We start from the raw sequence: 24,145 nt of genomic DNA, 5'->3' as shown, positions 1-24,145 counted from the left end.
AACGGAGCATTGGAAAAAATGAGCGACGCCACCCCGATTCTGCACATGCTCGCGCCGCAGAAACACATGAGCCCCTTCGACGTGAACATGGCGGCTGACGCTGGCTATAAGGTGATCGTTCCCTACATCAATGTCGAGCTTGCCGAGGTCACGGGGCTCATTCAGGACGCTATCTTCTCCCGTCCGCCGAACTACGGCGTTCGCACCGGCTTCTTCATGGGCGGCAAGGACGCCATCCTCGCACTCGACATGATCGAAGCCGCCAAGAAGGCGATGGTGCCCCCATTCGAATGTTCCGTATTCGCCGACCCCGCAGGCTCGTTCACGACGGCTGCCGCCATGGTCGCTTGCGTCGAGAAAGTACTGAAAGAGAAATTCGGCAAGACCTGGAAGGGCACGAAAGTCGCGGTGTTCGGCGCGACCGGCGTCGTCGGTTTTGCATCCTCGATCATCTCAGCCCTTGAAGGCGCTGAAGTGAAGCTCGTCGCCCATCGCGGTATCGATCGCGTCATCAAGAACGCCAAGATCTCGAAAGAGCGTTTCGGCGTCGACCTTGAACCGGTACCCGGCGAAACCGACGAACAGAAGAACGAGATCATCGCCAACGCCGACGTGATCTTTGCCGCCGCCGCCGCAGGTGTCCGCGTCGTGTCCAAGGAACAGATGCAGAGCGCCAAGAACCTGATGGTGATGGCCGACGTCAATGCCGTCCCACCGCCGGGCATTGAAGGCATGGACCTGTTCATGAATGGCGAGAAGCTGCCAGATTCCGAAGTCCTCGGCGTCGGCCCACTCGCCATCGGCGACATCAAGTACAAGTGTGAATCCGGCCTCTTCAAGCAGATGATCGACTCCGACAAACCGCTGGCGCTCGACTTCCGTCACGCCTACGCGCTGTCGAAACAGCTCGTCGGACTGGTCTGAGGTTGAGCGGCGACACCGTCCTTATCGCTGCATTCTCCGGGCGGAGCCTCGCGCAATCCGCCCGGCGTGCAGGATACAGACCGCTTGTCGTCGATGCCTTCGGTGATCTCGACACCCGCGAAGCCGCCGCAGACTTTCGCGTTCTCGACGGCGCCATGCAAACAGGTTTCCGCACGAAGCCGCTGATCGCCGCATTGAACGACCTATCCCGATCGGCGCGACAAACGCCGGTCGGCCTCGTCTTAGGTTCAGGCTTCGAGGACAAACCTCGGCTCGTCGCGGCTCTTGCCCCACGTTTTCGCCTGCTCGGCTCCGACGCGAAAACGCTCGCCGCCTGCAAAGACCCGGCAAAATTTTTCGCTCTTCTCGACAAACTCGCGATCCCTCATCCCGAGACGCGGAGCGATCCGCCGCTGGATGCGGCCGGCTGGATTTCCAAACGCATCGGCGGCAGCGGCGGCCGTCACATCCGCGATTGCTCCGGCCATCCGCACGCCAAGCCGCGACGCTACTTCCAAAAGCGGCTGACCGGCGCGCGCTATTCCATCGGCGCCGTTCTCACGAATCAGACCGGAGAGCTGTCTTCCTTCGCCGCCAGCAAACAATGGACATCGCCCTCGCGCACGCAATCTTACCGTTTCGGCGGCTGCGTATCGAAGCCCGCAGTGGATCAAGCGCTCCTGGCTGAACTGACGCGCATTTCGGGCAAACTCGCGACGGCGCTGCATCTCGTCGGCATGGCCTCCTTCGACTTCATCGTCGAGCAGGATATTCCCTACCTTCTGGAAGTGAATCCGCGCCCCGGCGCATCGCTCGATGTCCTTGATGACGCCGAAGGCAATCTGTTCCGGGGCCATATGGCCGCCTGGGACGAAACGTCTATCGTTCCCCATGGACCGACCGTCCTGCTAGCTAAGGCCATCGCAATCCTCCACGCCGACCGTGGCGCCGTGACGCTCGGCAATACGCCCTGGCCCGATTGGAGCGCCGACCGTGGTGCACCCGATACTTTCGTGCCGCCCGGCGCCCCGCTTGCAACCGCCGTCGCCTCGGCCCCGACCGCCGATGCGGCAGAAGCCCTCGCCCGGACACGCTTGGCGGAACTCGAAGACCTGATATACGAACACGCAAAATCCTGATCGGAGTTGGATATGGTAAAGCAGCCTAGCGTCTCGGCACGCGCCGCCAAGCTTGTGGAAGACATCGTGACCAACGCCGATGCACTCCGCATCGATGTGACGACGGGCAGCGAGGGCGAACGCCTCATCGATATGGGCGCCAATGTTGTCGGCGGCCTCGAAGCTGGCCGACGCCTCGGCGAAGTCTGCATGGGCGGCCTAGGCCAAGTTGCTTTCACGCAAGCGTCTGGTCTTCCCAACTGGCCGCTCGGTGTCGTCGTCACTTCGAACGATCCCGTTATCGCGTGCCTTGGTAGCCAGTACGCAGGCTGGTCGATTTCGGATGAAGAGTCCGGCTTCTTTGCACTCGGCTCAGGGCCGGCTCGCGCTATTTCCCGGGTCGAAGTGGATCTCTACAAAGATCTGGGCTACGCCGACCGTAATGCCGAAACGACGCTCGTGATCGAAGGCGACAAATCTCCGCCGCCCAGCGCCATCAAGAAAATCGCCGAGCACTGCGGCATCAATCCGCGAGGATTGACGATCATCTACGCAACGACCTGGAGTCTCGCGGGCATCGTGCAGATCGCATCTCGCGTCCTCGAAGTCGCGATCCACAAGGCGCACGCGCTCCACTTCCCGCTTGAGAACGTGCTTGACGGCATGGGCACGACACCGATCGCCCCGCCGATCCCTGATTTCGTCAAGGCGATGGGACGCACGAACGACGCGATCATCTACGGCGGCCGCATCCATCTCTTCGTGAAGGGTCCGGACAGCGATGCACAACGCCTTGCGGAAAACCTGCCTGCAAGCACCAGCGACGCTTACGGCAAGCCGTTCGCCGAAATCTTCGCCGACGTCAAAGGCGACTTCTACAAAATCGATCCGATGCTGTTCTCGCCCGCGCAGGTGATCGTCTCGAACGTCGAGACAGGCAACACCTTCCGCGCTGGCGAGCTCGCGCCGGGAGTGGTCGATGCGAGCTTCCGCTGAGAAATTACCGGAGTCCTTATCAGGACTTGGCGACGGACTTCACCTCGCCCTTCTGATCGAGGAAGGGCGAGGCGAATGGCATGCACGCCGCATCGTCCGTTCGCTCGAAGCCATGGGCGCACGCGTCACGGTCTCTTCGCTCCCCCACTGCGCGTTCGACACGGGACTCGAAAGCGGCATTGATATTCCGGGGTTCAAGGGCCGTCTGCCCGACGGGGTTTTCGTTCGCTCGATTTCGGCGGGCACGCTCGAACAGATTACGTTTCGCCTGGGTCTGCTGCATGCGTTGCGCGAAAGCGGAGTCAGAGTTTGGAACGACGCACGCGCCATCGAACGCTGCGTCGACAAATCCCAAACGACGTTTCTTCTGCACAAAAGCGGCATTGCGACCCCGCGCACGCGCGTCTGCGAAACGCTGCCCCACGCGCTGGAATACACCGAAGGGCTTGATCGTCCGCTCGTCTTGAAGCCGCTGTTCGGCAGCCAGGGCAAGGGCATCGGCATGATCTCGCAACAGAGCGAGCTGCCCGCGCCCGAAACCGTCGACCAGATGTACTACATGCAGGATTACGTCGCGCCGAAGGACGGCATCTACGAGGATTGGCGCGTTCTCGCGACGCGTCATCGCGTCATCGCCGCTATGATCCGACGCGGCACGACCTGGGTTACGAACATTCACCAGGGCGGCAAGGCCCGCGTTCACCTCCCCGATGATGAGATGGCGCGCATCTCGATGGCCGCCATGCGCGCCGTCGACGCCGATTATGCAGGCATCGATCTCATTCGCACTGCGTCGGGCGAATTGCAGGTGCTCGAAGTCAATTCGAATCCGGCCTGGCGCGGCCTGCAAAGCGTCGCCGACATCAACATCGCCTGGGCGATCGCCGAGGATTTTCTCAAAACGGTCGTCGCGCATCGCGCCGCCTCGGGATGTCCCATCGCCGCAGTCCTGCCATGAAAAGCGCGCGCTCCGCTGCCGAAATCAGCGCCGCGTTCCTTGACGCCTGCAACGCCGAGCTCAACGCCTTGAAGCCCGGCAACGTCCATCGCTATTCCGCCGGACACGGCATGGACGTCCTGCATTTCGAGCAGGCTGCGAAAGCCGCGGCAGGTCCGATCGCCGACCCCGATGCGAGCGTCGGCAAACGCATCCTCCGCGCAACGGAAGCGAGCGTCGCCGCCACCGGCCTCAATACCAATCTCGGCATCGTGCTTCTCTGTGCGCCTCTCGCCAAGGCTGCGAGCGAGACGACGTTCGATGTCGGTCTTCGCCGCCGCCTCGGTATGATTTTGTCGGCGCTCGATGAGCAGGATGCCGAAGACGCGTTCGCGGCAATCCGCATCGCCAATCCCGCCGGCATGGGCAAGGTCGAACAGGGAGACGTCAATGCGCAGCCGCAGCATTTGACATTGCTTGCGGCGATGCACCTTGCCGCCGAACGCGACCGCATCGCGAATGCCTATGTCAGCGTATATGCCGATATTTTTGATTTCGCGCTTCCGGTATTGCGAGAAGCGAAAGCGATATCAGATCTCGATTCGACTTTAGCAGTAACCACGCTGCATATGTCTCTTCTGTCCGAATTCCCCGACACGCATATCGCACGCAAATTCGGTGCCGGAATCGCCGAAAAGGTACGTGAGGAAGCGCGCGTGTTAAGGCCGCAGTGGTTTCCTGCTGCAACTGCGAAATCGTCGCTGGTTCTTCAGGATTTCGACGCAAAATTGAAACATCAGGGTCTCAATCCGGGAACCACTGCCGATTTTGTAGTCACGACCCTTTTCGCCGATGCGTTGATCGAGCGGAAACGTACCTGAACGGCGATTGGCCTCAACTTAAGGGCTTGTCTCGCCCGATGACCTAGGGCAATACAGGCGCCGTGTCCGCGGACCCCGCGGGCCGGTCTATCGTGCCCAAACCGGTACTCATGACAACCTGGGCGCTAAGCACGTGGATATTCATCGCTAGAGCAGTACAGCTAGAACCCATCTTCTGACGGGGATTGTTGTCGCTCGTATCGTTTCATCCGTGGGAGGAACCCCCCTAATGGCCAAAATTAACAAAGTCATGGTTGGCGAGTCGCTCGTCGGCGACGGCAACGAAGTCGCTCACATCGACCTCATCATCGGACCCCGCGGTTCGGCTGCCGAGACGGCGTTCTGCAACGCCCTGACGAACAACAAGGACGGCTTCACGACGCTTCTCGCCGTCATCGCGCCGAACCTCGCCTGCAAGCCGAACACGATCCTTTACAACAAGGTCACCATCAAGGACGCCCGCCAGGCCGTTCAGATGTTCGGACCGGCACAGTACGGTGTCGCCAAGGCCGTTCAGGACTCGGTTGCTGAAGGCGTTATCCCGGCCGCTGAAGCCGACGACGTTTTCGTCTGCGTTGGCGTGTTCATCCACTGGGAAGCTGCCGACGACGCCAAGATCCAGGACTACAACTACCGCGCCGTTAAGGAATCGATCGCTCGCGCCATCGCTGGCAAGCCGACGGCTGCCGAAGCGACCGCACAGCGTAACTCGGCTGCGCATCCTTTCGCTGCCAAGGCTTGAAGCGGAAACCGTCCTCAGCAGGTCGAAAACAAAAATGAAACTGCCCCTCCTATGAAGGGGGGTCTGCTGCAGCGATTGGGTAGACTACTCTCGGGCCGTTACAGCGGTTAACTCGAGAACGGGCCCTGGCCGCGACTAGGCATCGTTCTCAGCTGGAGTGGCTGCTGCCAATTCACTGATCCGGACATTCATCGGCCGGCGACCTCAAGCAGGTCGCCGGCCGAAATTTTTCCAGAGTGAAGCGCTGACGCGACCAGCGCTCCCGCCACTCCGATCTTTTTGATGTCATCGAGATCGCCGCGATCGCGGACGCCACCGGCCGCATAAATGCGCCGCCCCTTCGCCCGCGCAACGATGCTTTCCAGACGGCGAATATCCGGCCCCTCGTTCGCTCCCACCCGATCGAGAGTCATGACCACGACGCGCGAAGGCCACAACGACGAATCGGCAAGCATTGCCTCCGGCCCGATAAACTCGCCGTTCTTGAAATCGAGCGAAAGAACGGTCCGCGCCGGCGCTTCCGCCGAGATGTCCTCCCAGTTGCGCACCGTCTCGATGCTTTCCGTCCCGACAACGAGCGTCGCCACCGGAGCCGCCAGAATGGCGCGTGCGGCCCCACGCGATCCGGTGCCCGCGTCGATCCAAATCTCCACCCTGCCCAAGACCTGGCTCAGCGCCGGCACGATATGGGTATTGCGGCCCCGCCCTTCGATGCCGTCGAGGTCGGCAAGGTAAATCTTATGAAACGGGAAAAGCCGCGCCAAGCCACGCGCAACGTCTGCGGGCTCGGATGATCCGGCGAGCGGGGTTTCGATCGGCCGGTAGCCCGAACGCTGGCCTTTCATCGCCCGGACGACCTGCCCATGCGCGACATCGATAACCGGAATGACGTCCACCGCTTGCCTCCTCGGGGCCCGAGTGTATCACGGGTTGTTATATCGAGGCGAAGGCACAAATGACCAAGGCAACGATCGGTCTGGACATCGGCGGCGCGCACCTCAAGGTCGCGCGCCTCGAAGCGACGCGCCTCGTGTCCGTGCGCCAGATCGCTTGCCCGCTTTGGCAGGGTCTCGATCGCTTGGACGCAGCCCTTGCCGACGCCGAACCGGTCATCGCCGACGCTGACACGTTCGCAATCACGATGACCGCCGAACTGACCGAGATCTTCGAAAGCCGCGAAGCCGGCGTCCTCGCGATTTTGCAGCGCCTCCGCGAGCGTCTTGACGGCGAGCTTCGCATCTACATGGGCTTGAAAGGCTTCGCGTCACCCCAAGCAGCCACGGGAGATCCACTCTCCGTCGCATCCGCGAACTTCCTCGCGACCGCATCCCTCGTTGCGCGGCTGCGTCCCGGAACGCTGCTGATCGATATGGGATCGACGACGACGGACATCATCGCCTGCGACCGGCCGCTTGGCCTCACCGACTGCGAACGCATGCAGACCGGAGAGCTTGTCTACACCGGTTTTACGCGAACGCCCGTTGCATCCGTCGCGACGCGTGCGCCTCTCGCCGGACAATGGCAAGGCTTGGCCCGCGACGCCTTCGCGACCATGGCCGACGTTCGCCGCATCCTCGGCACGCTCCCCGATGACGTCGACCAGCACGCGACGACCGACGGACGCGGCAAGACGCAAAGGGAAAGTCTCGAAAGATTCGCGCGAGGCTTCGGCCGCGATGCCGACATTCGCCATCTATCGACATGGCAAGTCTCCGCCGCGCACGTCGAGGAGCGTCAGCTGCGATCCGTTCACGACGGCGCGCTACAGGTGTTGTCTCGTCCAGGCGCCAAGATCGAAAATGTTGTCTCCGCTGGAATCGGCGCATCTGCCGCCGCAAGAATAGCGGCGCGTCTCGGATTGCCAGCCGTCACGTTCGGCGAACTGATCGAAGCCGATGAAGACCAAAAATTATGGGCGACGCGCTGCGCCCCGGCCGTCGCAGTCGCTCGTCTACTCGGCAAATAAAATCGGCCGCAACGATTCCGCTGCGGCCGATCGAAGGTCTGTAAAAATCCGATCCGACTCAGCCGCGCTCGCGGTTGAGGCGAACAAGGTCGAACGAGCCTGCTTCAAGCGTCAGGTCGTAAACATGACCATTCTGCCGACGAGCATCGTCGATCTTCCAAAAGCCGTGGCGATCCCAGCTCAGCTTGCGCCACTCGACGAAGCCCATGCGATGCAGCCGCTCAGCGACGACTGCCGGATCGTCTTGAACCTCATCATGGCCGGCGCTCGCAGGCACCGCCGTAGCAAGCGCGATAGCGGTCGCGGCACACGCGAGGCGTACGATACGGGAAACCTTAGTCATCGAATTCTGCCTTCTCTTCGGTATTGTTCATTCTGGGGGGTGTCCGGAAACAAACACGAATTATCCGGATCGGTTCCCTTTACATGCATTCCATGTCAGTGAGCAACAAATGAGGCGGGACAAAAAAGTCCGCGAAATACTATTCGGCATCCTTGAGTTGTGAAGCGAGATGATGCGTCGAAAAACCAATCGCATCCTGCAACGCCCGGTATTGCTGACGCGCAGCAAAACGATCGACGCCCGCCGATTTAACCGCCGAAATCAGAATGTTTTTCGACGTATGTTCGGTCGAAACAAATTCAATCAACCTGACCTTGTAGCCCGAAGCTTCGAGGAGAAGAGCACGCGCCGCGTCAGTCACGAGATCGGCTTGTCGCTGTTTCAAAAGCGGATACTTGATTAGCCCCTTCAGCCCCTCATTCGCATCTCTGATCTGCGGCGCAATTTCATGTTGGCAGCACGGTGCCGAAAGAATGAGCCGGGCTCCGGTATTTATTCCAAAAGCCATGGCATCGTCGGTCGCGGTATCGCACGCATGAAGCGCAATCACGACGTCGGCCGGCACCGATGACGCTTGCGACGCCGCCTCCGCGACAAACGTAAGCCCATCGAATTTGAGGTCTCGCGCCAGCCCGTTGCAAAGCGCGACGAGATCTCCGCGAAGCTCGATGCCCGTCATCTGGCACGTCCGCCGAAGCGTCGTTGTCACGTAATCGTAAAATGCAAACGTCAGATAGCCTTTGCCCGAACCGATATCGACGACGGTCAGCGGCGCATCATCCCGAAACGCGCTCTCCGATATCAAATCCGCAGCAATCTCGATGAAGCGGCAGATCTGACGGTATTTGCCCTGCATCGACGGTTTGATGCGCCCCTCGCGATCGGCGACATCCAACGCCTTGAGATACGGCCGGTCGGGTGGAACGAGGTAGGCCTTCTGCCGGTCGTGCGAAACGGGCGCCGATGAGTCCAACGTCGGCTTGCCCGTAGCAAGATGCGGCACGCCCTTGCGGCTATAATCGAGCCGAACATCACGCACGCTCGTGAACAACGTCGCGCTCATGTACTGTTTACCGATCAGCACCTTGATGAAGTTGATGCCATCCTCGACGGCAAACATTTTCGTTTCGTCTTTGCGCGGAAAACTGGTGACGAGCTTCAGCTGCTGCTTGTCCTTGATCGCAACGAGCGTCGCGACGGCCTTTCGGGTTTCGCCGTCGCCGCGAAATTTTCCAAGCGCCAGCTTGGCGAATGAACGCTCATCGAGCGCGGCAGCGAACGCCGCAACGAATTCAGCCCTCGCATCTGTTGGCGGTTTCATGATGTCGTCTGATCGAACCGCGTTTGCCGCCATGCCGAGATTTTTTCCATCAGCCATTCCCACGCTTCTTCTTCACGCGGACCTGCGGTTTTCGAAATCGCGATCTCGAGATACTTCAACTCGCTTTCGACTTTGTCCGGAGAGAGCATGTGGAGGCGCGTCGTCAGCACCGCAAGTTCGAGCACCGCCGCCTGCGCGCGATTGAAGCCCTCCCAGGGCTTGTGCATCTCTTCATCGACGATCGCGCACAGGAAACGCGGTCTCTGCCCGTCCTCGATGATCTTCTCGACCTTGAGCTCCCAATGCGACACGCAATCCGCCAGCCGCTCGCCCTTGATCGTTCGCGTCGGTAGCAGCGGCCAAATCTTGCGACCCGTCACGGCGCCCGCAAAAACGCGAACGTCGTCCGTATGGCTCGCTGCCGCGACGGAATTGGTGCGCAGATTTTCAAGCGTCGTTGATGGTCGGAACGGCGCAATGACCCAATGTTCCCCGTCATCGATAAGACCGAGCGGAGCGATATGCGCCTCTCCCTTGGCGTTGAAGGTCGTCACGATCGTTTCGACGATTCGGGGCATCAGGCCGTTCCTTCACCAATGAGAAGCGCCGATAGCAGGGCGTCGTCTTCCGGCCCGAAGATAACCCACGACAGATCGGCCCGCGCGGCAATCTCCGGAAAAAACCGATCGACGATGCCGTCTCGCGCCAGTTCCTCCGCCGACGACGCTTCTTTTACGCCGACCGACTTCAAGAGCACGAGGCGCGTCTCAAGCCGTTCCGCCAGCCGCGCCGCCAGGCTATCGGACGTCACGTCCCAACTCTCGGCAATCGACGGATCATCGCCGATCATCTCCAAAGGCGCCCAAACGGGAATTTGCCCGTCCATGACCGCATCCGAAATATCGTCGAGCGTCCGCGCCACCTTCATTCCCGATTGCTGGCTGACGATCCATTCCGCCATCTGCTCCATCGCGAGCATGGCCAGTCGATGCGCGACGGCGTCGTCGAATTGCAATTCCGTCTGCAAATTTCGCACGGTGTCGGCAAACGGTCCGCCGCCGGGCACGATCACCACGGGAATGCGTGCGCTCCCGATCAGGGTAAGCACTGACGTGAGACGACCCGTTTCCGCGAGACTGCCGCCAACCTTGACGACGAGCGGCCGTGCGCCCCTCGTATCGCGCTCAGCCACGGCCGAACTCGAGCGCAGCACCGCGCGTCGCCGGCCGAATGATCTCGACGCCGCGCTGTGGTCCGCGCTCAAGCTTTTCAAGTACAATCCGGACCGCAGTGATGCGCTTGTCCGCGAGCACTTGCGCCGCGATCCGTTCCGCGAACGTCTCAACGAGCTTGATGTGCCCGCCGCGCGCCAGCGCTACGATGATGTCAATGATGTCGGCATAGGATGGCACTTCCGCCATCTCGTCCTCGACGCTGAAAACGTCTTTCGCCAGGCGCGCCTCGACCGTGAAGCGAACCTTCTGAGTCACGCCCTGCTCTTCCGCATAAACGCCGACATTGCAATCGACGACGAAATCACGGACGAAAATGCCGTCGCCGATCTCTCTCGTTTTCGCAGCGGCTTTCTTGCGAGTGAGGGAATTCTCGCCGTTGTCGGCCTTGGCCTTAACCGGCTTCTTCTTGTCTTTCATGCGACCGACGTCTCCCGCACCTTAGCGAGCCTTGCTGCGTCGAGCCCGTGCCTGACCGCAACCACACGATTGAATTCGATAGCGCTCACACGTCCCGACGAACACAGCGCGCCGCGAAAACCAAGCATATCCGGTTCAAGAAGTGTCAACACCGCGATGTCGCTCTCTTTCAGGGATCCGGCAAGCCCTGCAAAGAGACCATGCTCGCGCGCCAAATGTAGGAATTCCGTTAACCGAGCAACGGGTAGAACGGTCGTCAATCCGCCCGCCGCTTTATCCGCCGTGTCGAGCATGACTCCAGCGAACCCCGCCGCGGCAAGTTCGGGCACGAGGGCGAAATCCGGATCTTGGTCGGCCATCAAAACCGCGACCAGCCGCGTTGACGCCGCGTGAGCCGCGCCGAGCGCCCAAATCGCGAGTCGCGGATCGTCGCCTCCGAAAAAGCCGATCTTGACGACATCGACGCCCGTCCGGGCCATATCGGCCGTGGCGGTCACGAGCACGTCGGGATCGGACGGCAGATCACCGATGGTCGCGCTGACCGGCAAGCGTCCGCCGACACGCGCGACGATCTCCCGGACCGTATCGATGTCGAGCGCGCCGAGCGCGCCGGATGCCGGGTCCTTGCAGTCGATAATGTCAGCCCCGCCCGTAAGCGCGATTTCCGCCTCGCCCGCGCTGGTCACGCTGGCGAGAAAGGCGGGCTTGCCTCGTCTCAATCCGTCAATCATTCCATCGTTCCGAGATTTGTACGCCGACAGCCTTCAGGCCGCGAAGATACGATTTTGCTCTGCGAGTACGGCCGCGCGGTCGTGGCGCTGCGCCTCGGTCAGGTTGATGGTCACATCCTGCGCCACACTCGCCTTTCCCGGCGCCAAGCGCAAGATGCGCGTTCCGAGCTGAATTGCCTCGGCCCTGTCGTGGGTTACGAAAATCACCGTGGTCGGATGGCTGTGCCAAAGTTCAGTTAAAAGCAGCCTGAGGCTCGTGGCCGTCGGGTCGTCGAGCGAGACGAACGGCTCGTCCATGAGCAGTATTTCAGGCTCCAGGATGAAACCGCGTGCGAGCGCTGCGCGGCGTTGCATTCCGAGCGACAAACGCTCGGGATAGGCTGTTGTGGCTTCGCCGAGGCCAACGCGCTCAAGCATCGCCGGAATCTTCGCGTGGCGCGCATCCCCGTCCGGCAAAACGAGCGCGATGTTCTCGTAGACCGTCCGCCAGGGCAGAAGGCGCGGAGTCTGAAAGATGAAGGTCAGCCGTTCTCTGGCGGCTCCGAGGTCGACGCTGCCTTCATAATCGGTATCGAGACCGGCGATGATATTCAGGAGCGTCGACTTTCCGCATCCCGAAGGCCCGGTGACGACCACGAACGAACGCGGTGCGACCTCGAATGAGACATCCTTAAGCACAAGCTGCGCTTCGCGATCTCCGACCGCCGGAAAGATCTTGCGGCGAACCGAAACGCGGATGGGTGCGGTTCCGTTTATCCCATTCACTCCGTTCATCGCCGCCATGCGTTCACCCGTAACTGCAGCGGCTGAAGTACCGTGAATTCGATGATCTGCACCACCAGGATGAACGCCAGCGCGTAGGCCAAAATCGTACCGACGTCGAATTCCTGGAAAGCAATGCTCAAGCGATAGCCGACGCCGCTCGACCGCCCGAACGCTTCGACGACAAGAACAATCTTCCACACCAGCGCTAGGCCTGACCGCGCGGCCGCTGCAAAAAACGGCGCGAGCTGCGGCAACGTCACGTGCCGTAACGTCTTCCACCACCCGAACTTGTAGATCCGCGCCATCTCGTCGAGATCTTTCGAGAGGCTGCGCGCCCCTTCGCGCATATTGACGGCGACGTTCGGAATCTTATTCAGCGCGACGGCCGTGATCGCCGCCGCGTCCGTCAACCCGAACCAGATGTAGCAAAGCGTGATCGTCACCAACGCTGGCAGATTGAGAAACAGGATCAGCCACGCGTCGAAGAATTTGTCGGCAGTCTTGTGGCGGCCGAGCACGAGGCCGATCACCGTGCCGATGAACATCGAGACGACAAAGGCCACCGCGACCCGCGCCAGCGTCGCCGATGTATCTTTCCACAGATTGCCGTTGGCGCCCTCGCGCCAAAGCACATCGAACACTGCGAGCGGCGTCGGCAGGTATCGGCTCTGTGCATAGAGAGCGATGATTTGCCAAAGCACGGCAAGCGTCAGCAGCGAACCCGTCAGCCACGCGAGCCGCTCAAGCGACGCCGCGAAACTGGAGGGCGAAGCAATCAGCTTAGGTGTGGAAGAGATTCTGGTCGAAATGAGTGCCATCACCAACGAGTTCCGTGTCACCGAGTTCAATGAGAAGATTCGTGAGCTTCTCCGCCGCCGCGGTGTCCGCTGCCCCCCATGAGCCCGTGATGCCCGATCTGTAATAGTCTCTGATCGCAACAAGCTCGCCATCAGATGCGGGCTTGATTAACGGCCGCAAACGCAGCCACGCCGCATCAGACGATGCCAGTACCACATTGGCGTCAGCGACAGCAGCCAGAAGCGTGTCGACGGGCACCGCCTGGTCACGGACCGACTTCTCCGACCAGATGAATCCGACCAGTGCCGGGGTCGGCGAGACGTTCATCCCCTTGATGACATCGGCCATCGTCAACAGTTCGCGCGCGCCCTCCGCTTTGAGACGCGCCGCATAGGTCCAAAAATTCAAAACCGCATCGAGGCGGCCATTCCTGAATTCCTCGGTGACGAGCGGCGCGGCACCAAAGACCGGTTCGGCGAAGCTCGCGATATCCTTGCCGAGCGTCTTGCGCGAATACGCCCGCAACAGGATCCAGCTTTTGTCGATACCCGTCCCCGCGACGCCGATTTTCTTGCCTTCAAGTCCGCCGAGCGACGTGATTGAGCTACCCTTGGGAACCATGACGCTGCCGAGCGCTGAAGAATACGGCGCGAATTTCAAGTCGAGGCCCCGCGCACGCTGCCGAAGCGCCCACGTCCAATCGCTGACGATCACGTCGGCGGCGCCGGAAAGAAGCGCAACCGGGGCCGCCGGATTGTTCGCGACCTCGACGACCTGGAGATCGAGGCCAACCTTCTTGTCGATGCCTTCCGCCCGCATGGTCTCGATGAGCCAGCTCACCGAACCGAATTTCACCGAGGTCAGTCGTACCGGTGTCGCAGCCGCAGCAAGGCGCGGCATCAGACTAGCGACGGTCAAGGCGGATCCGGCCGCCAAAACGCTACGGCGCGTGAGCATCGTCATTTCGGGGGCGCCTCGACGTTGAATCGATTTCGCCAGAGATAACGAACGCCATGCAGCCAAAGCTCGTCGGTGTTGCCGTTGATCGACGCCGACATCGTCTTAGTGAGTTCGCCGGTCTTGGTATCGCGCGCGACGATCGCTAGGTTGATCAACGCGCCCGAGACCTTATCGACGTATCCCGTGACGGCGATATCGGCGCCCGCCTCCTTGGCGATCGCAACTTCGCAGCCATTGCACTGGTTGAATGGCGACGCGGCTTCAACCTCTTTTTCTCGGGAAGAAAGATCGACGACGGCGTATTTGCCGTCTTTCTCCATCAGGCTCCGGAGTTCATCGGCGATGAGCTTCAACCGCCGCAGGTCGTCCGAGTTGTATTGCGGAACGATTTCACCGTCCTGCTGGGCATCGTGAAAATCGAACGGAAAAACGGCGGCCTTCGTGGCCGCTTCGGCTGGCAGCGCAAACATGCACGCCAAAAGCGCGGAAGAAACAGGCTTAAGCAGGGGCATTGGCATTCGTTTCCAAGTTACTGAGCAAGCTCAGACATCAAGGTGAGCGGGTGCGCCCGGCCGAAGCGCTTCAAACTGTAGGTGCCCGCTAACCCCCAAGCATTGCAAGTGGTTCACCCGCGGTTTGCATAGATTGACCGGTCACAAACGCGCGAGGCGGAAGCGTCCGGCTTGACAAGGCACGGGCTGGCCCCCTTTTAGCAACACAGTAACATTATGAGCCGCGAGCCCCACGCGCGGCCGCAAGACCAATTGGAGCCGGATCATTGCCAATCGCAAGCCTCGGACCCCTCGTCCGCTCCACAGTCACAAAAGGTCGGAAAGCCATCTGGGCAGCACTTTTCTCAGGACTCGTGGTTGCCGGAGCGGCCTACGCCAACAATGCTGCAGCGCAAACAGCACCCCAACCGATACCGATCCCGACGCCTTCCGCGCAAGCGCAAGACGTGTCGATCCAGATCCTCTACGTGAAAGAGGACCGGGAAAAGGAACTGCCGCTATCGCTCCTTGATCAGCCCAACGCCGACGACGGTATCGCAGGCGCCAAGCTTGGAATCGCCGACAACAACACGACGGGGCGCTTCCTAAACCAGTCCTTCAAATTGGACGTGCTCGAAGGCAACGTCGACGACCTCATCAAGGGCGCCACCGAGAAAGTCGCAGCCGGCGACGCCTTCATCATCGCCGATATGGGGCCGGATTCTCTTCTGAAATTCGCGGACGCCTTGAAGGACAAACCCACCCAGATCTTCAACGTCGGCAATCCCGACGATCGCCTGCGCGAAGAAGATTGCCGCGCCAATGTCATGCACACCGCGCCGACGAGGTCGATGCTGGCCGATGCCCTCACGCAGTATCTCGTCTGGAAGCGCTGGCCGAACTGGCTCATGGTCGTCGGGCCGAGCCCAAAGGATCAGCTTCTCGCTGACGCCTATCGCCGTGCCGCCAAGAAATTCGGCGCGAAAATCGTCGAGGAACGGCAGTTCAAGGTCGACACCGGCAATCGCCGCGCCGACGGCGGCTTCGAACAAATTCAGCAGCAAATTCCGCAATTCATGCAGGGCGCCAAGGATCACGACGTCGTTCTCGTGATCGACGAAGATCAGGTCTACGCAGACTACTTCCCCTACCGGACCTGGATCCCGCGCCCCATCGTCGGCTCAGCGGGCCTCGTGCCGGGGAGCTGGCACCCCTCGCTCGAACTCTGGGGCGGCACCCAGTTCCAGAACCGCTTCAAGCGCCTGTCGGGTCGCATCATGCGTCCGCTGGATTACGATGCCTGGGTTGCGACCCGTGCTATTGGCGAAACGGCCTCTCGCACTCACTCGGGCGACTTCAAAACTTTGAGAGACTATATGCACTCTCCGAAATTCGATGTCGCAGCATTCAAAGGCGTAGCGCTGAGCTTCCGGTCTTGGAACGGCCAGATCCGTGAGCCGCTCATCGTCAGCAGCCCCAAAATGTTCGTCAGCGTTTCTCCGCAGCAGGGCTTTCTGCACCAGTTCAGCGTGCTCGATACGCTTGGCATCGATAAGCCGGAAACCAAGTGCAAAGCCTACACCCAATGATCAGCCGCCAACCGCGATCTGGCTTTTGGCCGAAATGCTTCCAACTGGAGTTTAGAATGTCGCGACTTTCACAGCTTTTGCCGACGCTGGTCTCCGCCGCGATCGCATCCTTCGCCGTAACACCCGCCAGTGCCTATACGGCCTACGTCACCAATGAGAAAGACAACAGCCTCTCGGTCATCGATACCGACAAGCTCGAAGTCATCAAGACCGTGAAGATCGGCCAGCGCCCGCGCGGCATCGTCATGTCGAATGACGGAAAGTGGCTCATCATCTGCACGAGCGACGACAATGACGTAAAAATCTACGACGCCAAGACGCTCGAATACGTCAAGTCTCTGCCATCGGGACCCGATCCCGAATTGCTGACGCTGCACCCGGACGGCAAGAGACTTTACATCGCCAACGAGGACGACAATCTCGTCACCGTCGTCGATATCGAAACATCGAAGGTGCTCAGCGAAATCCCGGTCGGCGTCGAGCCCGAGGGCATGGGCATGAGCCCGGACGGAAAGGTGCTCGTCAACACGTCGGAAACGACGAACATGGCGCACTTCATCGATACGACGACGCACAAAACGTTCGATAATGTTCTCGTCGATAGCCGCCCGCGCGTCGCAATGTTCAACGCAGCGCAAACCCAATTATGGGTTTCATCCGAGGTCGGAGGCACCGTCGCGGTCATCAACCCGGCAGACCGCAAAATCATCACCAAGATCAACTTCGCGATTCCCGGCGTCGAGCAGGAATCCATCCAGCCCGTCGGCATCCGCATCACGAAGGACGACAAGATCGCATTCGTGGCGCTCGGCCCGGCCAACCGCGTCGCCGTCATCGACACCACGACGTTCAAGGTGCTGAAATACATTCTTGTTGGCCAGCGCGTCTGGCAGATGTACTTCACGCCGGACGGCAAGCTCCTCTTCACGACCAACGGTGCCTCGAACGACGTAACCGCGATCGACGTCGCCAGCCAAAAGGCCATCAAATCGATCAAGGTGGGGCGTTATCCCTGGGGCGTAGTGGTTTCGCCGAAATAATAGCTCGCCGCCAGGTCCGGATATAAAGGCAGAATATAATAATGGCATCGACAGGCCCGATGGAAACCGAGCGAACACCAGCCCTCGTGGTCAGCGGTGTGAGCCACAGCTTCGGCGACCGGAAAGTTCTCGACCGCGTCTCCCTCACCGTCGAGCAAGGCGCGTTCGTCGTGCTGCTGGGATTGAATGGCGCTGGAAAATCGACGCTGTTCTCGCTCATCACCCGCCTCTACGACAACGTCACCGGTGCGATCGCCATCCGCGGCTTTGATGTCCGCAGGCGCCCCTCGCAAGCCCTGCAGCGCCTGGGCGTCGTCTTCCAGAGCCGCACGCTCGACATCGATCTAACGTTGCTGCAGAACCTTAAATATCACGCGGCCCTTCACGGTTTCGCGGGCCGCGCTGCGACCGGACGCGCGCAGCAGGCCCTCGAACTCGTCGGACTTGCCGACCGTGGCAATGAGAAAGTCCGTGCGCTCTCCGGCGGCCAGGTCCGCCGCGTCGAGATTGCGCGCTCGATGATGCACCATCCCGACCTTCTGTTGCTCGACGAAGCGACCGTTGGTCTCGACCTCGGCTCGCGTGAAAGCGTCATAAAAATCGTCCGCGATCTCGTCGCGAGAGAGCGTCTCGGCGTTTTGTGGGCGACGCATCTGATGGACGAAGTGATACCGACCGATCAGGTGGTTATTCTTCACAAGGGCGTCGCTCTTTATAGCGGGCCGGTCCCGCAGCTTCTGACGCTCACCGGAACGTCAAGCGTGCGTGAAGCGTTTCGCTCCGTGACCGGCGCGAAAACCGCAATCGAGGAGGCCGCCTGATGTCATCACAAGCGGTCGGAACATCTCCGGGCGATATCCCGGTGACGTACCATGAAAGCAACGACGACGCCCGCCGCCGCCTCGGCATCGCCGGATACTTCGCCTGCTTCAAGGGCATCGTCTGGCGCGAAATCCTGCGTTATCTCCATCAGCGCGAGCGGTTTTTGTCGGCGCTCGTGCGCCCGCTGATTTGGCTTTTCATTTTCGCGGCGGGCTTCCGCCAGACACTCGGCATTTCGATCATCCCGCCCTACGAAACCTACGTTCTTTACGAGGAGTTCATCGCGCCGGGATTGATCGCGATGATTCTGCTCTTCAACGCCATGCAGTCGTCGCTTTCCATGGTTTACGACCGCGAAACCGGCACGATGCGGACGTTGCTCGTCAGCCCGTTCCCTAGGTCGTTCCTGCTCCTCTCGAAGCTGCTTGGCGGTGTCTCGGTCGCACTGCTTCAGGCTTACGCTTTCATGCTTGTCGCGTGGTTCTGGGGCATCGCGCCGCCGCCGATCACCGAAGTGAAGCTCTTTACCTTCTACGACGTGCCAAGCTGGTCCGGCGGCGTCATTCCGGCGATGTCCGATCCGATCGTTACATCGCTTTTCCCCGTGCCAAGCTTCATCCAACCCTTTGCGGGCTATATCACCGTCATCCCCGCGATCGTTCTTGCGGGATTGATGCTCGGCTCGCTCGCGCTCCTGATGTCGTCGGTCATTAAGCAACTCGAAAACTTCGCGGGCGTTATGAATTTCGTCATCTTCCCGATGTTCTTTGCCTCGTCCGCCCTCTATCCGCTGTGGCGAATCCGCGAGGGCAGTCCGGCGCTTTTTGAGATCTGCCGTCTCAATCCGTTCACTTATGCGGTGGAACTCATCCGCTTTGGCCTTTATGGACAGATCGATACGGTTTCACTCGCGGTGGTCGTCGGCTGCACGGTCACGTTCCTCGCCGCGGCGGTTTTTGCTTACAATCCATCGAAGGGGTTGATCGCTCGGCGCGGCGGCCCCGGAGGAGCAGCCTGAGGTTTAAAAATGGACATGATGAAAAACGTCTTCCGTCGCGCCACCCTGCAAGCAGCGATTATCGTTCTGGCGCCGCTCAGCTGGGCCGCGTCGCCGTCGTTCGCCGATGAGCCCGACAAAGCCGAATGGCCTTGCGTCTACCGGAAAGTTCCCGTCCTAACCGCAGCTACGATCTGGGACGGCCCGGCGATAACCGATACGAGCAGCTGGCATAGCGATGAGGCAATCAGAAAGCTCTCGCAATATCTGATCTCGCGCCGCGTCAAGGAAGAAGATGCCGAAGCCGCGATCAAGAAATATGCAGCCAGTCTTCCCGCCGACACGCACGATGCGAAACTGACCGAACTATTTTCCGCCGTCCTGTCGCGCACCAATGATGATCGCAAAATCGTCATGTCGGGCATCGAACGCTTCCACAAGCGCCAGATGGAGCGCTCGCAGGAAATCGAAAAGGAAGGAATCGAGCTTCCGCCCGAGAACGAGATGGGCCTGACCGACGAATCCAGCGGTCCCGCCGGTGAAATTTCGAAACTCTCGAGCAAGGAAGAAAAATACAAGTGGGAGGTCCGCACCTTCCAGGAGAAGCAGGCGAACATCCCGATCGCCTGCGAAATCCCGCAGCTCATAGACGAGCGTGCCGGCGCCATCGCTCGCGCCATTCGCGCTGAGATGAAGAGCTAAGCGCTATCAAACCGAATTGATCGTCTCTCCGCGGGCGGCGCAAATCCAATGCGCCGCTCGATTTATTTATTCACGCTTCGTTAGCCTTAACGCATCCTTAACCAAGGTTGACGCATTCTCAATCTATCGGCTCTCGTCTCTGGGCTCGCCCGGTCCGAAGCCAACATTGCAAGTGGAAGTGTCGTCATCCCTAGTCTCGCGTTGTGAGGTTGACTATGCGCTATGAACTTGTTTCGCGTGCCCTTGCCTACGTTTCCTGCATCTCGACAATGAGCCTGTTCATGACGTCGATGGCGATTGCCGCCATCAATGTCGGAAGAGGGTCGTCCCCCTGCACCCCGAATGCCTGCGTCGCCGGCATTATGGTCAGCAAGTCCGGACAATTCGGAGCCCTCGCAAGCACCGCTCACGTCGATGCACTGGCAGCGCAGCTCTGGTCCGCCAAAGTCTAAAAAGAATACTCTCGCCGAAACGAACGTGAGACCGGTCGCGACGGTCCTTGCGAAAACGCCGGCGAGAGGGAAATGCCCTTCACGACCACGACATTTTACGACCCGCGAAGTGTCACGACCAAGAAAAGTACTGAAGACGGTCTCGACTGAATAAAAAGCATGCCGCCCGGGCGCACGGACGGAACGCATTCGATACACACAAATTGACACGCAATACGTCGGACTTGCCCTGAATCGGCTAGGGCGAGCGTTGACAGCGTCTGCGCACATACAAAAGGGCGCGAGCTTCAGATCTGGCTCGCGGCCTTTTGCTTTTTGACGATCGTGTCGATCGCTTGCAGCTCAGAGATGAGCGCGCCGAAATCCTTGAGTGCGACCATGTTCGGACCGTCCGATGGCGCCCGGTCGGGATCCTGATGCGTCTCGATGAAGAGACCCGCGACACCGACCGCGACGGCGGCCCGCGCCAGCACCGGCACAAACCTGCGATCGCCGCCGGACGATGTTCCCTGTCCGCCCGGCTGCTGTACGGCGTGCGTCGCGTCGAAAATCACCGGGGCGCCGGTCTCTGCCATCTGCGGCAGCGCCCGCATGTCGACGATAAGCGTATTGTAGCCGAAGCTCGATCCGCGCTCCGTGACGAGCACGTTCGGATTGCCCGAGCCCGTCACCTTGGCGACGACATTCTTCATGTCCCAGGGCGCTAGAAACTGGCCCTTCTTGATTTTCACGACCCGGCCCGTCATCGCGGCGGCGACGAGAAGATCCGTCTGCCGGCAAAGGAACGCCGGAATCTGCAGCACGTCCACCACGTCCGCGAGAGGCGCGCATTGCGCAGCCTCATGAACGTCCGTGACGACGGGCAGCCCGAACGTCTCGCGAATTTCGGCAAAGATGGGCAGCGCCGCCTCGAACCCAATCCCGCGACGCCCCGTCAGCGAGGTTCGGTTGGCCTTGTCGAAGGACGATTTGTAGACGAGGCCGAACCCGAGCTTTTTGGAAATCTCGCTCAGCGCCGCTGCCATCTCCAGCGCGTGTGCCCGGCTTTCCATCTGGCAGGGACCGGCGAGAACGGCGATAGGCGCATCGTTCGCGAATAGAACGTCGCGAACACGGACCTGCGCGGCAGGCTTCAAGGTTTCATGCTGAGTCATAGGCAAAGCTTATAGCGGCGGCGAACGCCCGTCGCGACTCCCCTCGCCGGCTTCCCCAAACAAAAACGGCGGCCAAAGGCCGCCATTTCGGAACACAAAGGTTCGAATTCGTTAGATCAGGTCGATCTCGGCCGGGAGATAGCTCGTGACCTCAAGACCAACTTCCTGCTCGCGAACTGCGGGCTTTGTCCAGACTTTCATGGTGTGTCCTCCTAGAATTCCGACAGGTTTTCCCTGTTCCACATTGACTTAGTTAGATAACTGCCAAAATTCCAATCTCTTTTCGCTAACGTGTTTCAAACTTTTCGTGATCACGAAATGGTGAAGCGTTATATCGTTTCATTTCTCACGATAGCTGAATCTCATATCTATTTCAGTCTCTGACCGCCCGGCAGTATTTTGCAGCCCAGCGCAGGGCACGTGTCGCCTCCATCGTCTGCCCGCGAACGGGCCAAAAAGCCCCCGGAAATCTGTGTGCCCTCCCGGCGTCAGTTCCGCTCCTCATGATCCAAGGAAAGGCCGTCGCCACGTCCATCGTCCGATGGACGTGCTAAGGCAAATTCGTAAGCCGCGACTCGGGAGGCGGCATAAACAAAAGAACTGAGGACCACAAATATGTTCGACAAATATCCTTGGCTTGAACCCGTTCTGCTCGGGGCCGTGATCGTATTCATCCTCGATCTGGTCGGCAACCTGATCTCGTTCTCGAACCGCGTCATGAACGCGCTCGCGACCGCGATCGTATTCGCCATCGTGTTCGGCGGCCTGCTCTATACGGGAATTCTCACGCTCGACGTGAAGACCGTCACAACCGAGACACCGGCCGTCACCGCGCCGGCCACTCCGGCGACAACCACGCCCTGACGGCTCCCCGCCAAGCGGGATCAAACGACAGTCGATCCCGGCGCCTGTGCGCCGGGATTTTTGTATCTCAACCGTCGACGAGAAAAATCAGCTCAAATCCGGCGTGACTTCACTCACGTCCTTCGCCTTTTTGACGCTGCCTTCGAATTTTGCGCCGTCAGCGATGGTCAGTCTTTCCTGCACGATGTTAGCTTCGACGACGGAGTTCTCATGCAGAATGACGTTCGAGCCCTTAAGCTCGCCCTTGACGCCGCCCTGGATTGCAATCGTCCGCGCGGTGATGACGCCTTTGACGTGCGCGCCATCGTCCACAGTCACGGTCTCGCCGTGAACGTCTCCCTCGATGTGGCCCTGGATCAGCAGCGAACCTTTGGTTTTCAGGATAAGCTGCTCGCCGTAGATCGAAATATCAGGTCCGAGGATCGACGTTGGCCTGTCAGAAGAAACAGACGAATAGCCGGTCGTCGCACCATTCGACACTATTCCCATCGGCCCGGAAAATCTCGGTGGTGCCGCCACGGTTGCCGTTTGCCGCGGAGTTTCGGCACGCGTCTCTGCTCGTGAATCGCGACTGAACATGTGAACCCCCTGGGGATTGATCCGCTCTGAACATAAGAAAAGCTCGTCTCCCGCTGGACAAAGAAGGCCACGCGATTGCAGCGGCAAGAGGGCACGCCCCAACGAAATGCAAACAAGGACCGGTCGATGAGCAGTTCTCTGATTATCGTTCGTGATCTACGCGCGGCCGTATGCACATTGGCGTTGCTGTTCCCGGCGTTGATCGTCACGGCCCACGCCGACGACGATCTCGATCGACAAATCTCGGAATATCGCCAGAAGCTTGCCGTCTACACAGAGGCACGGGCTGCCTATGACGAACTCGCCAATCCTTACTGGGAGTTGATCGCCGCGAAGCGAAAGCAGCGCATCGCCAATCAGCGCAATAACGAACAGCCGACGGCAGGCGATTATGTTCTCGAACAACCGCCCCTCTATTCCGGGCCGCCGAAACCCGTCGATCCGGAAAAGCCGCGCGCGACCGGCGAATATATCCCGGTCGTCTCCGACTTCCTGGAGCAGGCGCGAGAACATTTCGGCTTCGTCCCCGACCAGCCAGCAACCGACGACGACTACCGCCGCGCCTATGCCAAAGCCGCACTCGCGGCGGGCCTCACGCCCGAGCAGTGCGTGAAAATCTATGCCTTTGAATCCGGCGGCTCGGGCGGTTACGCCGTGCAGGCGGGCCTTGAGTATGATCGGCCGGACGCGCACGCCATCTCGACGGCGCTTGGTTACAATCAGCTTCTCACGACGAACAGCATCGAACTGCTCGCGGAAGTCGGCGACAAAATCCTCGCGGCCTTGCGTGCGAAGGCCCGTGACGCCGATGGCGCTCGCCTCGAACGTCTCGACGAAAAAATCGCGATCCTCAAGAGGATGATCGCCTTCAGCCAAAGCGTGCCGGATCGATGGGCCGCGCACAGCCGCCTAGCCGCCACAGACAAGGGCATTGGAATCCATGCCCTCATCCTCGATCTCGACGTCGGACCGTTGCTGCAGGTTCACAAACTGCTGACATCGACCACGTATGCGAAACGCAAGGGCTATACGGCGCCGCTCACCGCCGCCGAACTCGAAATGATGAACCTCACGGGTGACGGCACCGGCTTCGATATGGTCACGATGTCCGACACGCTGCGCAAGAAAGTGCCGACCTCAAATTTCTTCCAGCGCGGCGGCTACGAGCGCAACCCCGTCGCCATCAGAAACAATACGGTCGAGAAACTACTGGCCGCGACGGACGCCAAGATGGAGTCGGAAGCGCAACTGCCGGGCGCCCAGGCGCTAGCGGCGGCTTTTGCCGAAGCACAGTGATCTCGCCAGAACGTCATCCTCAGCC

The 24,145-nt window shown here is 60.2% G+C and carries 29 protein-coding genes; 15 read left to right on the top strand and 14 right to left on the bottom strand.

Translation table 11 applies throughout. The features are described 5' to 3' along the window. Positions 1-18: 18 nt before the first annotated feature. The 6 genes from WC811_RS19335 to fae all read left to right on the top strand — a co-directional run bounded on the left by WC811_RS19335 (position 19) and on the right by fae (position 5,598). Positions 19-924, top strand: a complete 906-nt coding sequence (locus WC811_RS19335) for an NAD(P)-dependent methylenetetrahydromethanopterin dehydrogenase (protein ID WP_372647070.1) — start codon at positions 19-21, stop codon at positions 922-924. Between the two features lie 2 nt (positions 925-926). Next, entirely contained in the window at positions 927-2,063 is a 1,137-nt protein-coding gene (locus WC811_RS19330; protein ID WP_372647069.1) for an ATP-grasp domain-containing protein, read from the top strand. A gap of 12 nt (positions 2,064-2,075) precedes the next feature. Continuing rightward, positions 2,076-3,038 (top strand): methenyltetrahydromethanopterin cyclohydrolase, encoded by a 963-nt coding sequence (gene mch, locus WC811_RS19325; RefSeq protein WP_372647068.1) that lies wholly within the window; start codon positions 2,076-2,078, stop codon positions 3,036-3,038. Beyond that, positions 3,022-3,996, top strand: coding sequence for a RimK family alpha-L-glutamate ligase (locus tag WC811_RS19320; protein WP_372647067.1), 975 nt, complete (start codon positions 3,022-3,024; stop codon positions 3,994-3,996). Before mch ends, WC811_RS19320 begins: the two co-directional genes overlap by 17 nt. Beyond that, positions 3,993-4,856 (top strand): triphosphoribosyl-dephospho-CoA synthase, encoded by an 864-nt coding sequence (locus tag WC811_RS19315; protein WP_372647066.1) that lies wholly within the window; start codon positions 3,993-3,995, stop codon positions 4,854-4,856. The genes WC811_RS19320 and WC811_RS19315 overlap by 4 nt, the downstream gene beginning before the upstream one ends. A 229-nt stretch (positions 4,857-5,085) precedes the next feature. Next, positions 5,086-5,598: a formaldehyde-activating enzyme gene (fae, locus tag WC811_RS19310; protein WP_372647065.1), complete on the top strand. Its 513-nt coding sequence runs from the start codon at positions 5,086-5,088 to the stop codon at positions 5,596-5,598. 188 nt (positions 5,599-5,786) lie between these two features. On the opposite strand, the gene WC811_RS19305 is transcribed toward fae, so the two are convergent. Then, positions 5,787-6,494 (bottom strand): HisA/HisF-related TIM barrel protein, encoded by a 708-nt coding sequence (locus WC811_RS19305; protein WP_372647064.1) that lies wholly within the window; start codon positions 6,492-6,494, stop codon positions 5,787-5,789. A 59-nt stretch (positions 6,495-6,553) separates the two neighbouring features. Between WC811_RS19305 and WC811_RS19300 the strand changes: the two genes are divergently transcribed. After that, positions 6,554-7,564, top strand: a complete 1,011-nt coding sequence (locus tag WC811_RS19300; protein ID WP_372647063.1) for a hydantoinase/oxoprolinase family protein — start codon at positions 6,554-6,556, stop codon at positions 7,562-7,564. A 58-nt stretch (positions 7,565-7,622) separates the two neighbouring features. On the opposite strand, the gene WC811_RS19295 is transcribed toward WC811_RS19300, so the two are convergent. From WC811_RS19295 to WC811_RS19250, 10 genes are all read right to left on the bottom strand, one after another. Next, positions 7,623-7,907 carry a hypothetical protein gene (locus WC811_RS19295; RefSeq protein ID WP_372647062.1) on the bottom strand — a complete coding sequence of 95 codons (285 nt, stop codon included), beginning with the start codon at positions 7,905-7,907 and terminating at the stop codon, positions 7,623-7,625. A gap of 139 nt (positions 7,908-8,046) precedes the next feature. Continuing rightward, a complete protein-coding gene (locus WC811_RS19290; RefSeq protein ID WP_372647061.1) occupies positions 8,047-9,285 on the bottom strand; it encodes an SAM-dependent methyltransferase in 1,239 nt (412 codons plus the stop codon). Continuing rightward, complete coding sequence (locus WC811_RS19285) at positions 9,225-9,806, bottom strand: DUF447 domain-containing protein (RefSeq protein WP_372647060.1); 582 nt, start codon at positions 9,804-9,806, stop codon at positions 9,225-9,227. The genes WC811_RS19290 and WC811_RS19285 overlap by 61 nt, the downstream gene beginning before the upstream one ends. Continuing rightward, positions 9,806-10,420 (bottom strand): uridylate kinase, encoded by a 615-nt coding sequence (locus WC811_RS19280; RefSeq protein ID WP_372647059.1) that lies wholly within the window; start codon positions 10,418-10,420, stop codon positions 9,806-9,808. Before WC811_RS19280 ends, WC811_RS19285 begins: the two co-directional genes overlap by 1 nt. Beyond that, positions 10,413-10,880 carry a dihydroneopterin aldolase gene (locus WC811_RS19275; RefSeq protein ID WP_372647058.1) on the bottom strand — a complete coding sequence of 156 codons (468 nt, stop codon included), beginning with the start codon at positions 10,878-10,880 and terminating at the stop codon, positions 10,413-10,415. The genes WC811_RS19280 and WC811_RS19275 overlap by 8 nt, the downstream gene beginning before the upstream one ends. After that, entirely contained in the window at positions 10,877-11,611 is a 735-nt protein-coding gene (locus WC811_RS19270; protein WP_372647057.1) for a (5-formylfuran-3-yl)methyl phosphate synthase, read from the bottom strand. Before WC811_RS19270 ends, WC811_RS19275 begins: the two co-directional genes overlap by 4 nt. A 33-nt stretch (positions 11,612-11,644) precedes the next feature. Then, positions 11,645-12,385 carry an ABC transporter ATP-binding protein gene (locus tag WC811_RS19265; RefSeq protein ID WP_372647138.1) on the bottom strand — a complete coding sequence of 247 codons (741 nt, stop codon included), beginning with the start codon at positions 12,383-12,385 and terminating at the stop codon, positions 11,645-11,647. Further along, positions 12,382-13,194, bottom strand: a complete 813-nt coding sequence (locus WC811_RS19260) for an ABC transporter permease (protein WP_372647056.1) — start codon at positions 13,192-13,194, stop codon at positions 12,382-12,384. Before WC811_RS19260 ends, WC811_RS19265 begins: the two co-directional genes overlap by 4 nt. Further along, the gene (locus tag WC811_RS19255) at positions 13,157-14,137 is read right to left on the bottom strand and encodes an ABC transporter substrate-binding protein (RefSeq protein ID WP_372647055.1); all 981 of its coding nucleotides are present in this window, start codon (positions 14,135-14,137) and stop codon (positions 13,157-13,159) included. The genes WC811_RS19260 and WC811_RS19255 overlap by 38 nt, the downstream gene beginning before the upstream one ends. After that, positions 14,134-14,646: a DUF3280 domain-containing protein gene (locus WC811_RS19250; RefSeq protein ID WP_372647054.1), complete on the bottom strand. Its 513-nt coding sequence runs from the start codon at positions 14,644-14,646 to the stop codon at positions 14,134-14,136. Before WC811_RS19250 ends, WC811_RS19255 begins: the two co-directional genes overlap by 4 nt. A gap of 326 nt (positions 14,647-14,972) precedes the next feature. On the opposite strand from WC811_RS19250, the gene WC811_RS19245 reads away from it, so the two are divergent. The 6 genes from WC811_RS19245 (at position 14,973) to WC811_RS19220 (ending at position 20,227) form a co-directional block, all read left to right on the top strand. Continuing rightward, positions 14,973-16,214, top strand: a complete 1,242-nt coding sequence (locus WC811_RS19245) for an ABC transporter substrate-binding protein (protein WP_372647137.1) — start codon at positions 14,973-14,975, stop codon at positions 16,212-16,214. Positions 16,215-16,270: 56 nt separating this feature from the next. Continuing rightward, positions 16,271-17,254 carry a YVTN family beta-propeller repeat protein gene (locus WC811_RS19240; RefSeq protein WP_372647053.1) on the top strand — a complete coding sequence of 328 codons (984 nt, stop codon included), beginning with the start codon at positions 16,271-16,273 and terminating at the stop codon, positions 17,252-17,254. Between the two features lie 41 nt (positions 17,255-17,295). After that, on the top strand, positions 17,296-18,075 hold the full coding sequence (locus WC811_RS19235; RefSeq protein ID WP_372647052.1) for an ABC transporter ATP-binding protein: 780 nt from the start codon (positions 17,296-17,298) through the stop codon (positions 18,073-18,075). Then, positions 18,075-19,094, top strand: coding sequence for an ABC transporter permease (locus WC811_RS19230; RefSeq protein WP_372647051.1), 1,020 nt, complete (start codon positions 18,075-18,077; stop codon positions 19,092-19,094). The genes WC811_RS19235 and WC811_RS19230 overlap by 1 nt, the downstream gene beginning before the upstream one ends. Positions 19,095-19,103: 9 nt before the next feature. Further along, entirely contained in the window at positions 19,104-19,775 is a 672-nt protein-coding gene (locus tag WC811_RS19225; RefSeq protein ID WP_372647050.1) for a hypothetical protein, read from the top strand. A 215-nt stretch (positions 19,776-19,990) separates the two neighbouring features. After that, positions 19,991-20,227, top strand: coding sequence for a hypothetical protein (locus tag WC811_RS19220; protein WP_372647049.1), 237 nt, complete (start codon positions 19,991-19,993; stop codon positions 20,225-20,227). Between the two features lie 287 nt (positions 20,228-20,514). Here WC811_RS19220 and kdsA read toward each other — a convergent pair whose 3' ends face one another. Together kdsA and pqqA are read right to left on the bottom strand one after the other, a co-directional pair. Next, positions 20,515-21,381 (bottom strand): 3-deoxy-8-phosphooctulonate synthase, encoded by an 867-nt coding sequence (kdsA, locus tag WC811_RS19215; protein WP_372647048.1) that lies wholly within the window; start codon positions 21,379-21,381, stop codon positions 20,515-20,517. A gap of 111 nt (positions 21,382-21,492) precedes the next feature. Further along, the gene (pqqA, locus tag WC811_RS19210; RefSeq protein WP_015597947.1) at positions 21,493-21,582 is read right to left on the bottom strand and encodes a pyrroloquinoline quinone precursor peptide PqqA; all 90 of its coding nucleotides are present in this window, start codon (positions 21,580-21,582) and stop codon (positions 21,493-21,495) included. Between the two features lie 414 nt (positions 21,583-21,996). Between pqqA and WC811_RS19205 the strand changes: the two genes are divergently transcribed. After that, entirely contained in the window at positions 21,997-22,245 is a 249-nt protein-coding gene (locus tag WC811_RS19205; protein ID WP_372647046.1) for a hypothetical protein, read from the top strand. An 87-nt stretch (positions 22,246-22,332) separates the two neighbouring features. Here WC811_RS19205 and WC811_RS19200 read toward each other — a convergent pair whose 3' ends face one another. Beyond that, positions 22,333-22,824, bottom strand: a complete 492-nt coding sequence (locus WC811_RS19200) for a polymer-forming cytoskeletal protein (RefSeq protein WP_372647045.1) — start codon at positions 22,822-22,824, stop codon at positions 22,333-22,335. Positions 22,825-22,950: 126 nt separating this feature from the next. On the opposite strand from WC811_RS19200, the gene WC811_RS19195 reads away from it, so the two are divergent. After that, a complete protein-coding gene (locus WC811_RS19195; RefSeq protein WP_372647044.1) occupies positions 22,951-24,120 on the top strand; it encodes a hypothetical protein in 1,170 nt (389 codons plus the stop codon). Positions 24,121-24,145: the final 25 nt, after the last annotated feature.

The sequence above is a fragment of the Hyphomicrobium sp. genome, from assembly GCF_041659645.1.
Taxonomy (GTDB): Bacteria; Pseudomonadota; Alphaproteobacteria; order Rhizobiales; family Hyphomicrobiaceae; genus Hyphomicrobium_B.
Note: the sequence above shows the minus strand (reverse complement) of the source record. Positions and strands in the feature narration are given on the sequence as shown.